Genomic DNA, 10,942 nt, shown 5'->3' with positions numbered 1-10,942 from the left:
GGCGATCACTGACGGATGGCCCAGAGCTCCAGTTCCAGCCCGGGGAAATCGCCGGCCACGTGCAGCGCGAGGCTGCCGCTGCGTTCGAGCTGCTTCCAGAGGTCGCCGCCGCGGTCCAGCTCGAAATAATGGAAGCCTGCGTGGAACGGCAGCTGGCGCGGCGCCACCGGCAGCGCGCGCATGCTGATGCCCGGCAGCTGCAGGTTGACGAGGTCGCGGATGCGGTCCACCGGCCCCAGCTTGGATTGCGCGGGGAAACGCTGGCGCAGCTGTTCGGCGGCCACCTGCGCGTTGACCGCGATGACGAAGCTCGCGCTGCGCAGCAGGTCGGCGTCGGGGACGATGGCGGTGCGCACGCCGTGGGTGCGCTCGGTCAGGTCGATCTGCAGCGCGTTGCGCTCCAGCACGACGCTGAGCATGCGGCGCAGGTCCTCGAGCAGCGGGGCGAAACTGCCGCGCAGGTCGTCGTGGCGGTACAGCGGGTATTCGGAGGCCAGCCGGGTGTCGCTGACGAAGGTGGCCATGTCGCCGGCCAGCTGCAGGCAGTCGCGGTGCAGCGTCTCCGGGTGCACGTGCGGGGAGGCCGCATGCTGTCGGAACAATGGATCGGCGCGGTTGAGCGCCTGCAGCATCAGGAAGTCGGCCAGTTCGGACACGCCGTTCCCGAGCTGTCCCATGCGCGAGGACAGCAGTTGCGCCCGCTGGCGCACGAGTCCGTGCAGCAGCGAGGCCATCGCGGACAGGTGGCCGCTGGCGTCGATGCGGGTCTGCGGCGGGATGTAGCTGCGGTCCAGCACCAGCTGCTGGTCGGCGCGGCGCTCGGCGATGCGGGCCACGCCGAGCGCGGCGTAGGCGTCGTTGAGCTCGCGGGCGGGCAGCAGGCGCAGCGTCAGCGCGCCCGTCTGGACGGGCTCGGGCTCGTCGCCGGCGCTGGTCTGGTCGCGCAGGTCCTGGTCGACGACGTGGTAGCGGTGCAGTTCGCCGGCATCGTGGCCGTTGAAGGCGACCTGGTCCGTGCCCGGACGCGCGATGGGCGCGGCCAGGACGACCATGTCGCCCTTCAGGTCCGCCGGCACTTCGAGCGGCGCCATCGCGGCGTCGGCCTGCGGGATCTGGAACGGGGTGCCGTCGGGCAGGATGCCGCTGGCGCGCACGATGCCCAGCCGGCCGACGCTCAGCAGCGCCTCGTCGAGCACGAGTTCGGTGAACCCCCAGCCGTGGGGCGCCAGCGCGCGGGCGCGGCTGTCCACCAGGTGCTCGAGGTAACGGGTCTCCTGCTGGAAATGGTGCGGCAGCAGGAACATGCCCTGCGACCAGATGACCTTGCTGTGCCAGCTCACGGCAGCCTGACCGTCGCGCTGACCGCCAACTCGTCGGCCTGGATCAGGATCTCCTGCTTCCGGCCGACGACCACCGGCACCACCGCGCGCCAGCGCGCACGTTCCAGGTCGCGGTAGGCGGCGAAGACGGCGACGAAACGCGTCTCGGACGACAGGATCTTCTTCGACCACGGGCGCGCTTCGCCGGGCTGCAGCGTCATCTCCTCGCGCGAGACGAGTTCGGTGCCCAGCTCGGCCTGGTCCTTCTGGTACAGGCTGACGAAGTCGGCGGCATTGAAGCCGACGTCCGACTTCAGCTCATACACCCGCACCAGCAGCGGGGAAGGGCGCTTGGTGACGCTCGGGTTCACCTGGGCGGACGCCTGGATGCTGCCCTTGGTCACCTCGGTCGGCTTGTCCGCACTGGAGAACGGGTTGATCTTGTCGAGGGACGAGCAGCCCCCCAGGACGCCCAGGGCGAGCAGCGCCCCCCAGGCCAGCGGGGCCGCGACGGCGGTCCTGCGAGTGAGGGAGAGGGTGTTTTGGTGTCCCGAACGCGGCGTGAGCATCTTGGCTGTCCTTCTTGACCGGAAGAAAGGATAGCCAGCGGGGGAGGCTCAAGGTGGTGACTTAGGTAATCGTCCTCCCCCCGGAAGCGCCGTCAGGCGGCGACGCCGACGCGGAACTGGCTGACCAGCTTCGCCAGTTGCTGGGCCTGGCCGTTGAGGCTCTCCGCCGCGGCGGCGCTTTCCTCGACCAGGGCCGCGTTCTGTTGGGTGACCTGGTCCAGGTGGGTGACGGCGTCGCCGACCTGTGCGATCCCGCCGTTCTGCTCCTGCGTGGCGGCGGAGATCTCGCGGATCAGGGTGTCGACCTGGCCGACCTGGGCGACCACCCGCTGCATCACCTCGCCGGCGCTCTGCGCCTGGCGGGCGCCGGTGTCCACGCGCTGGGTGCTGGCCTGGATCAGGTCCTTGATCTCCTTGGCCGCGGCGGCGGACCGTTGCGCCAGCGCCCGCACCTCGGAGGCGACGACGGCGAAGCCGCGTCCCTGCTCGCCGGCCCGGGCCGCCTCGACGGCGGCGTTCAGGGCCAGGATGTTGGTCTGGAAGGCGATGCCGTCGATCGTGCCGATGATGTCGCCGATGCGGCGCGAGGCGTCGCTGATGCCCTGCATGGTCTCGACCAGGGCGCTCACGGCCTGGCCGCCTTCGCCGGCGGCGCCGGACGCGTCGGCCGCCATGCGGCTGGCCTGGCCCGCGGACTGCGCGTTCTGGGCCACCGAGCTGGTCAGCTCTTCCATCGACGCGGCGGTCTGCTGCAGGCTGCTGGCCTGGGTTTCGGTGCGCGAGCTCAGGTCGGCGTTGCCCTGGGCGATCTCCTTGGAGCCGTTGGCGATGCTCTCGCTGCTGTCGCGCACCTGGCCGACCAGGCCGCCGAGCTGGTCGACCATGCGACCCATGGCGCGCAGGAGGTCGGCGGGTTCGTCACGACCCTCCGCGCGGATCTGCACCGTGAGGTCGCCGGCGGCGACATCTTCGGTGGCCCGGACGGCCTGGGCGATCGGCGTGGTGATGGAGCGCGTGACCTGCAGCGCCAGCGCGATGCCGATGGCCAGCGCGACGGCCACGACGGCGAGCGTCACGCGCAGGCCGTTGGCGTAGGAGGTGGCGGCCTCCCTGGCGGCCTGGTCGCCGCCGTCGCGGTTGTAGCCGACATCCGCGGCGACCGACTTGGACAGGGCCACGAAGAGGCTGGAGGAGGCGCCGCCCGCCAGTCTTCGGGCGGTTTCGTGCTGCGCTTCCCCGCCGGCGATGGCCCGCTGGAGCTCGGCGTCGGCGGCGAGGTAGGCCTTCCAGGCGTCGCGGATCTGGCCGTAGAGCGCCCGTTCCTTGTCGCCGGCGATGGTGGGTTCGTAGGCGGACGCGGCCTTGTCGAAGGCCTGGACCGCGGCGTCGTGCTGCTGGAGCAGACCGGCCCGGGCGGCGTCGTCGTTTTCCAGCGCGCCGCGCAGGGACTGGCGGCGCGTTTCGTTGGCGGCGTCCTGCATGGCGGCCAGCTTGGCCACGCTGGGGAGCCAGTTGGTATTGAGGTCCTGGACGTTGTCGTTGATGCGCGCCATCTGCTGGATGCCGAAGGCCGCGATGAAGCACAGCAGCGCCAGCACGGCGGCGAAGGCCAGCGCCAGGCGCTTGCCGATGCGGAAGTTGCGGAGGAGGGACATGGTCATGACCGGAGGGGAGGCCGGGTGTTACGGGAGGTGTCTTCAGCGTGCCCCGATGAGCCTTCAGAAACCTGTCCGTCAATGACCTATGAGGGCAGGGTGAGCATTCCGTCCATCTGTCCGTCCGCCGTCCGCGCAGTCGTTCACGATCACGGGTGATCGCTCAACGAACGCCTCCGCACTTGCCCGGGTATGACAACGTTGTCAGCGTGTTCTATGCTTCGTCCCCATAAGAGGAGACCAGTCGATGAGTGCAGATCTTTCCCAGGTCGCCGGCGGCGGCGAACGTCCGCGCGCGGGCGATGCGCCGGTCGGGGCGACGCCGGGCCCTGTCCGGCATCCGATGACCTGGGTGCCGTCGGTGTACCTGGCGATGGGCCTGCCCAACGTGCTGGTGGGGCTGGTGGCGGCCATCCTGTACAAGAACCTGGGCGTGTCGAACGAGGACATCGCCCTCTACACCTCGCAGATGTACCTGCCGTGGGTGCTCAAGCCTCTGTGGTCGCCGCTGCTGGAGCCTTACCGGACCAAGCGGTGGTGGGTGATCGCGATGCAGTTCCTGATGATGGCGTCGATCGGCGCCGTCGCGTTCTGCCTGCCGCTGGACGGTTTCTTCCGGGCGTCGCTGGCGTTCTTCTGGATCACCGGCTTTGCGTCGGCGACGCAGGACATCGTGGCCGACGGCGTGTTCATGACGACGATGACCCCGCGCGAGCAGGCGCGCTACGCCGGCGTGCAGGGCATGTGCTGGAACCTGGGCGCGGTGGTGGCCTCGGGGCTGCTGGTGTCGCTGACCGGCTGGCTGCACGGCTCGCTGGGCTGGAGCTGGGTGCAGTGCTGGATGGCGGTGATGCTGGGCGCGGCGGCCATGATGGGCGGTTTCGGGCTGTGGCACCTGCGCGTGCTGCCGACCGGCGCGCCTTCGGCGGTGCAGGGTCAGGACTTGTCCAGCGCGATGGTGTCGCTGAAGAAATCCTGGATGACGCTGTTCCAGAAGCCGTCGATCTGGATGATGCTGGCGGTGGTGTTCTTCTACCGCTTCGGCGAGGGCTTCATCGAGAAGTTCGGGCCGCTGTTCCTGCTCGATCCGCGCGCGGCCGGCGGGCTCGGGCTGGACAACGCGGCGCTGGGCCACATCTACGGCAGCGCCGGCACGATCGCGTTCATCGCGGGCGCGTTCCTGGGCGGCTTCATCGCCGCGAAGATGACGCTGCGGCGCTCGTTCCTGCTGCTGGCGATCGCGCTCAACCTGCCGCACCTGACCTACTACTACCTCAGCCACGCGCTGCCGACGGACCTGTGGTGGATCGGCGCCGTGGTCGCGATCGAGAAGTTCGGCTTCGGCATGGGCTCCGTCGGGCACATGCTGTACATGATGCAGCAGATCGCGCCGGGGCCCTTCAAGATGACCCACTACGCGATGGCCACCGGCGTCATGGCGCTGACCAAGTGGGCCACCGGCAGCGTCAGCGGCTGGCTGTACGCGGGCGTGGGCCAGCAATACGCCAGCTTCTTCGGCTGGGTGCTGGTGTTCTCGATCCCGCCGATCGTGCTGGCGTGGCTGGCGCCGTTCCCGGTGGCGGCGGACCAGGACGAGCCGGGCGCTCCGGCGGGCGGGCATTGATCCCAGGCCCGTCGCAGCCGGCTCACTGCCGACTCAGCGTGTTCAGCGGAATCTTCAGGTAGCTGACGCCGTTGTCCTCCGCGGGCGGCAACTGCCCGGCGCGGATGTTGATCTGGAGCGAGGGCAGGATCAGCGCGGGCACCTCCAGGCGCGCGTCGCGGCCGGTGCGCAGCGCGACGAATGCAGACTCGCTCACGCCGTCGTGGACATGGATGTTGTGCGCGCGCTGATCGGCGACCGTCGTCTCCCAGGCCGGCGCGCGGCCTTCGGGCGGGTAGTCGTGGCACACGAAGAGCCGCGTCGCGGGCGGCAGCGCCAGCAGGCGGCGGATCGACCGGTACAGGGTCGCCGCGTCGCCGCCGGGGAAGTCGGCGCGCGCGGTGCCGACGTCGGGCATGAACATCGTGTCGCCCACGAACACGGCATCAGGCGCACCCTCTGCGCGGCCGTCCCTGACGTGGTAGGCCACGCAGGCCGGCGTGTGTCCGGGCACCAGCACCGCCTGCGCCTGGATGCCACCGATCAGGAAGGTCTCGCCATCGCGGAACAGGTGGTCGAACGGACGACCGTCGGGCAGGAAATCGCGCTCCAGGTTGTAGAGGTCGCGGAACACCGCCTGCACCTCGCGGATGTGCTCGCCGATGGCGATCCGGCCGCCGACGTGCGATTGCAGGTAACGCGCCGCGGACAGGTGATCGGCGTGGGCGTGGGTCTCGAGGATCCACTGCACGGTCAGCCTGGCCTCGGCGAGGTGCGCGAGCAGACGGTCCGCCTGGATCGTCGAGGTGCGACCGGACTTGAGGTCGAAGTCGAGCACCGGGTCGATGATCGCGGCCTGACGCGTCGCGGGATCGGCCAGGACGTAGCTGACGGTGCCGGTGCGGTCGTCGTGAAAGGCGGCTATCGTGAAGGCGGGGGAGTCGGGGCTCATGGCCTGGGCGCGCGGCGGCGGGGTGACGGTGAAAGTCACTATACCCAGCGCTCGCCGGCGCCGCCCGGCGCGCGGCACCGGGTCAGACCAACTCGAGGCCGACGTTGATGTTGCCGCGCGTCATCTTCGAATACGGGCAGGTGTCATGGGCGCGCTTGATCAGCTCGTAGGCGGTGTCGCGGGGCAGGCCGGGCAGGCTGACGCGCAGCTTGGCGCTCAGGAAGTAGCCGTCGGCGCCCTTGTTGAGGTCGACCGAGGCGTCGACCGCCGCCTCCGCGGGCAGGCGCACGCCGATCGCGTGGGCGGCCAGGCCCATCGCGCCGATGAAGCAGGCGGACCAGCCGACCGCGAACAGCTGCTCAGGATTCGTGCCGGGGCGCGAACTGCCGGGCGAGCCGAGCTGGACGTCCAGGCGCTGGTCGTCGGACAGGCCGCGGCCGTCGCGTCCGCCCGTGGTGCGGGTGTTGGCGGTGTAGAGGACTTGAACGTGGTCGGTGATCGTGGACATGGCGGGCTCCGGTGGGGCAGCGTCACTTGCTGCATGGCCTGCATTTCATCGGTCCGATGTATCGACGGTGTGTGACGGGCCCGGCGAATTGACGCGGCGCGTGTCGAAGCGGACCGTCGACACACTGGCATACAAAGCGCAGCGCCGTCGTGGTGCCGGACGTCATGCCGATCGTCGCGGCTGTGACGATGCTGCCGTGGCGTGTGACGCTCCGTGACGGCGACGTTGCCGCCGCGTAAAACCCGGGGCGTGAAGCGCCGTGGCGATGCACTCAGCGCCTGTTCCCCGGGAAATCTTAAGGACGCCCTAATTCGATGGGCGCACCTTACGTCCCAGGGCAACACCTCTAGGAGATGCACATGAGCAAGTCCACCCCGATCCTCGCCATGGTCGCCGCTTTCGCGGCGGCGTCGGCCCAGGCCTCCACCGATCCCGACGACATGGCGCGCAAGTCGGAGCGACGCGCGATGGTCCAGCAGCAGCTGCGCGCCGTGCAGGTCGAGCTCTACTGCGACCACCAGGACAACGCGATGCACCTGCTGCGCGACGCACGTCGCCAGCTGATGGCGCAGCGCGATCCGGACACCACCCGCGATCTGCGCCAACTCGAGAAGGTCAGCTGGCTGGTCCGCCACGGCGACACCGTCGAGGCGATCGCCACGATCGACGCGACGCGCGGGCTGTCCGCCTGAGGCACGCTCAGAACGGGATCTTCCCCGTCCAGAGGTCCTTGTACATGACCCAGTCGCCCATGAAGCTGTAAAGCGGGCGCTTGAACGACGCGGGCCTGTTCTTCTCGAAGCCGAAGTGTCCGATCCACGCGAACGCGTAGCCGCACAGCAGGCCGACGAGCACGAAGCTCCAGGTCTGCGTCGCCAGCGCCCAGGCCAGGCACAGCAGTCCCAGCGTCGAGCCGACGAAGTGCAGCCGGCGGCAGGTCCGGTCGCGGTGTTCGCCGAGGTAGAAGGGATAGAACTCGGCGAAGCTGCGTATCGCCTTGACTCGGTCGGCGCCCGGATCCGACTCCGGAGGGGCGTGGGGCAGGGGGCTGGTGCTCATGAGGGTCTCCTGGCGCGGCCCTGTCGGGCCGTCTGCTTGGCTGGATCCGCGGCGCGCGGCGCTCAGCCGAGCGCCGCCTTCAGTGCATTCAACATCTCCTCCGGGGCCTCGGTCATCAGTGAATGTCCGGCCGGCAAGGTCTGCACGCGCGCGCCCAGCATCGCGGCGAGCGGCTGGGCCGCCTTGGGCGGCGTCATCGCGTCCTTGGCACCGAGGATCATCTCCGTCCGCAGGCCGGCCGCGGTCACCTTCGCGACAGCGTCCGGCGCGCCCTGGTAGCGATCGCAGACCAGGAAGTCGTGCTCGAACAGGTTGCCGCGGTCGCCGTAGCCGTCCTGCATGCGTGCCATCAGCGCCAGGTTGGCGCCGTGCAGCCAAGCGCCCGGCCCGGGATACGAGGGCTTGCCGGCTGTCGTCGAATGCGAGAACGCATTGACCATCGCCATCGCCGCTCGCGGCCGTTCGCGCGAGGTGCCCAGCAGCGCGTCCGACACCTTCATCGGCCACGCGGTGCCGACCATCACCAGCCGCGACACCCGCGCCGGACGCCGCGCCGCGGCTTCGAGCGCGATCAGCGATCCCATCGAATGACCGACCAGCGAGACGCCGCCGTTCGCGTCGGTTCCGCCGAGGCCGGCCGCGTCGAGCAATGCGTTGGTCCAGTCGCCGAGCGCTTGCACGTCGTCCAGCGCCGGTCCTTCGCTGCGACCATGGCCGGGCAGGTCGACCGCCAGCACGCCATGACCGTGATGCGCGAAGTGCCGCGCAAGCAGCGTCCACACACTGTGGTCATGCAGTGCGCCGTGGATGAACACGACGCAGGGCAGGGACGCGTCGAAGCGCTTGCCGCCGGTGTAGGCGTAGACCGGACGCCCTTGGACCTTGAGCGGATTCGCCCTCATTTCGCGGCCGCCTTCAATGCGGATTTCAGATCGACGATCAGGTCGTCGGGGTCCTCGAGACCGATCGACAGGCGGATTGTCCCGGCACGGATGCCGGACGCCTCGAGCGCCGCGTCGTCCATCCGGAAGTGCGTCGTCGAGGCCGGATGGATCACCAGCGAGCGTGCGTCGCCCACGTTCGCCAGATGGGAGAACAGCCGCAGCGACTCGATGAAACGACGGCCGGGCTCGCGCCCGCCCTTGAGGTCGAAGCTGAACACCGCGCCGCTACCCCTGGGAAGAAGCTTCTGCGCCAGCGCGTGGTCGCGATGCGACGCCAGCCCCGGGTAGTTCACGCGCTCGACGATGTCCTGCGATTCCAGGAACTCCGCGATCTTCCGCGCGTTGCTCACGTGGCGCTCCATCCGCAACGGCAGGGTCTCGATGCCTTGCAGGATCAGCCACGCGGTGTGCGGGCTCATGCAGGCGCCGAAATCGCGCAGGCCCTCGCGCCGCGCGCGCAGCAGGAAGGCGCCGACGGTGCTCTCCTCGGCGAATACCATGCCGTGGAAGCCGTCGTAGGGCTCGCAGAGTTCGGCGAAGCGGCGCTGCCCGCCGCTGGCCGCGTGCGCGCGGTCCCAGTCGAAGCGGCCGCCGTCGACCAGCAGTCCGCCGACGACGGTCCCGTGTCCGCAGAGGAACTTCGTGGCCGAGTGGTAGACAAGGTCCGCGCCCAGCGCGATCGGCTGCTGCAGGCAGGGCGTCGCGAAGGTCGCGTCGACCAGCAGCGGCCGGTGCGCCTCGTGCGCGATCTGCGCGATGGCCGGGATGTCGAGCACGTCCAGGCCGGGGTTGCCGAGGCTTTCGCCCAGCAGCAGCTTGGTGTTCGGCCGGATCGCCGCGCGCCAGGCGTCCAGGTCGCCGGGGCGGACGAAGGTCGTCGCGATGCCGAAGCGCCTGAGCGTGTAGTGCAGCAGGTTGTGCGAGCCGCCGTACAGCGCGCTCGAGGCCACGATGTGGTCGCCCGCCGCGGCGATGGTCGCGATCGCCAGGTGCAGCGCCGCCTGTCCGCTGGCGGTCGCCAGGCCGCCGATGCCGCCGTCCAGCGCGGCGATGCGCTCCTCGAGCACGGCGGTCGTGGGATTCGACAGCCGGGAATACACGTGCCCGCTGCGTTCCATGTTGAACAGGCCCGCGGCCTGCTCGGCGCTCTCGAACACGAACGAGGTCGTCAGATGCAGCGGCACCGCGCGGGCGCCGGTGGTGGGATCGGGCGCGGCTCCGGCGTGTAGCGCCAAGGTATCAAAGCCCGGGTCGGATGGACCTGACATGGGTGTCTCCTGCTTGTTATGGTGGCCAGTCGTGTCTGGCGCCGGGCATTGTGTGCTATGTTGGCAAGTAACTTTTTCTCACTGCGGCCATGAAAGTCTCCGACATCCTGCGCGTCAAGGGCAGCACGCTCTTCACCGTCTCCCCCGACACCCCGCTGGCCCAGGCCGCCGAGACCATGGCCGAGCGCGACATCGGGTCGCTGGTGGTGATGGAGTTCGGCGATCTGGTGGGCATGCTGACCTTCCGCGAGGTCATCCAGGCGGTCGTCGGCAACGGCGGCAGCGTCGGGACGCGGCTGGTGCGCAGCGTCATGGACGACGCGCCGCTGACCTGCACGCCGGAGACCGAGATCGACGAGGTCCGCCGCATGATGCTGGGCCGCCATGCGCGCTACATGCCGGTGCTCAATGGCCGGCAGCTGATGGGCGTGATCTCGTTCTACGACGTGGCCAAGACGGTGGTCGACGCGCAGGACTTCGAGAATCGCATGCTCAAGGCCTACATCCGCGACTGGCCGGCCGAGGACGGCGCCGCCGCCTGACGCGCGTGACGGTCGCCTGATCGACATCCCATGAAAAACGCCCCGATCTGAACTGACCCCAAGAAGTTGGACAGTTGGAAGCTAGGCGCTCATGGCCTGAGCTCGGTACGCCACCGGGCTCAGGCCTTTTAGCTTGAGCTTGAGACGGTGGTGGTTGTAGTAGTGGATGTAGCGGCGCAGCCCCTGTCTTAGCTGCTCGACGCTTTCGAACTTGTTGAGCCGGAAGAACTCCGACTTCAGCGTGCCGAAGAAGCTCTCCATCGCGGCGTTGTCCAGGCAGTTGCCCTTTCGGGACATGCTCTGCGTCAGACCTCGCTCGGCCAGTCGCTGTCGATAGGCCGCCATCTGGTAATGCCAGCCCTGGTCCGAGTGCAGCATCGGAGCTTGCTGGCCCGTGAGCCGCGACAGTGCCCTCTTGAGCATGTTGCCCACCAGCGGGAACAGCGGACGCTCGTACACGTCGTGGATTCGGGCCTTCAGGCCCGCATGCTTGTCGCCGGCTTCAAGCACCTTGGCCTGGTAG

General features: G+C 69.3%; 12 protein-coding genes. 3 read left to right on the top strand and 9 right to left on the bottom strand.

The features are described from left to right. Positions 1-5: 5 nt before the first annotated feature. From tssK to PV762_RS27405, 3 genes are all read right to left on the bottom strand, one after another. Complete coding sequence (gene tssK, locus PV762_RS27415) at positions 6-1,340, bottom strand: type VI secretion system baseplate subunit TssK (RefSeq protein WP_421038166.1); 1,335 nt, start codon at positions 1,338-1,340, stop codon at positions 6-8. Next, positions 1,337-1,888 (bottom strand): type VI secretion system lipoprotein TssJ, encoded by a 552-nt coding sequence (gene tssJ / locus PV762_RS27410; protein ID WP_421038165.1) that lies wholly within the window; start codon positions 1,886-1,888, stop codon positions 1,337-1,339. Before tssJ ends, tssK begins: the two co-directional genes overlap by 4 nt. Positions 1,889-1,980: 92 nt before the next feature. Beyond that, positions 1,981-3,543, bottom strand: coding sequence for a methyl-accepting chemotaxis protein (locus tag PV762_RS27405; protein ID WP_421038164.1), 1,563 nt, complete (start codon positions 3,541-3,543; stop codon positions 1,981-1,983). A gap of 247 nt (positions 3,544-3,790) precedes the next feature. On the opposite strand from PV762_RS27405, the gene PV762_RS27400 reads away from it, so the two are divergent. Then, positions 3,791-5,167: an MFS transporter gene (locus PV762_RS27400; RefSeq protein ID WP_421038163.1), complete on the top strand. Its 1,377-nt coding sequence runs from the start codon at positions 3,791-3,793 to the stop codon at positions 5,165-5,167. A gap of 22 nt (positions 5,168-5,189) precedes the next feature. Here PV762_RS27400 and PV762_RS27395 read toward each other — a convergent pair whose 3' ends face one another. After that, on the bottom strand, positions 5,190-6,098 hold the full coding sequence (locus PV762_RS27395) for an MBL fold metallo-hydrolase (RefSeq protein ID WP_421038162.1): 909 nt from the start codon (positions 6,096-6,098) through the stop codon (positions 5,190-5,192). An 82-nt stretch (positions 6,099-6,180) separates the two neighbouring features. Beyond that, the gene (locus PV762_RS27390; RefSeq protein ID WP_421038205.1) at positions 6,181-6,597 is read right to left on the bottom strand and encodes an organic hydroperoxide resistance protein; all 417 of its coding nucleotides are present in this window, start codon (positions 6,595-6,597) and stop codon (positions 6,181-6,183) included. Between the two features lie 368 nt (positions 6,598-6,965). On the opposite strand from PV762_RS27390, the gene PV762_RS27385 reads away from it, so the two are divergent. After that, on the top strand, positions 6,966-7,298 hold the full coding sequence (locus tag PV762_RS27385) for a hypothetical protein (RefSeq protein WP_421038161.1): 333 nt from the start codon (positions 6,966-6,968) through the stop codon (positions 7,296-7,298). 7 nt (positions 7,299-7,305) lie between these two features. On the opposite strand, the gene PV762_RS27380 is transcribed toward PV762_RS27385, so the two are convergent. The 3 genes from PV762_RS27380 to PV762_RS27370 form a co-directional block, all read right to left on the bottom strand. Continuing rightward, positions 7,306-7,665, bottom strand: coding sequence for an Mpo1-like protein (locus PV762_RS27380; protein WP_421038160.1), 360 nt, complete (start codon positions 7,663-7,665; stop codon positions 7,306-7,308). Between the two features lie 62 nt (positions 7,666-7,727). Continuing rightward, complete coding sequence (locus PV762_RS27375; protein ID WP_421038159.1) at positions 7,728-8,567, bottom strand: alpha/beta fold hydrolase; 840 nt, start codon at positions 8,565-8,567, stop codon at positions 7,728-7,730. After that, positions 8,564-9,877 carry an O-acetylhomoserine aminocarboxypropyltransferase gene (locus tag PV762_RS27370; RefSeq protein WP_421038158.1) on the bottom strand — a complete coding sequence of 438 codons (1,314 nt, stop codon included), beginning with the start codon at positions 9,875-9,877 and terminating at the stop codon, positions 8,564-8,566. Before PV762_RS27370 ends, PV762_RS27375 begins: the two co-directional genes overlap by 4 nt. A gap of 89 nt (positions 9,878-9,966) precedes the next feature. Here PV762_RS27370 and PV762_RS27365 point away from each other — a divergent pair, with 89 nt between their 5' ends. Beyond that, complete coding sequence (locus PV762_RS27365; protein WP_421038157.1) at positions 9,967-10,419, top strand: CBS domain-containing protein; 453 nt, start codon at positions 9,967-9,969, stop codon at positions 10,417-10,419. An 81-nt stretch (positions 10,420-10,500) separates the two neighbouring features. Here the strand turns inward: PV762_RS27365 and PV762_RS27360 are convergent. Next, positions 10,501-10,942: IS3 family transposase (locus PV762_RS27360; protein ID WP_421038156.1), on the bottom strand; the 442-nt coding region annotated here is incomplete at its 5' end.

It is taken from the genome of Mitsuaria sp. CC2 (genome assembly GCF_048957715.1).
Lineage (GTDB): Bacteria > Pseudomonadota > Gammaproteobacteria > Burkholderiales > Burkholderiaceae_C > Roseateles.
Note: the sequence above shows the minus strand (reverse complement) of the source record. Positions and strands in the feature narration are given on the sequence as shown.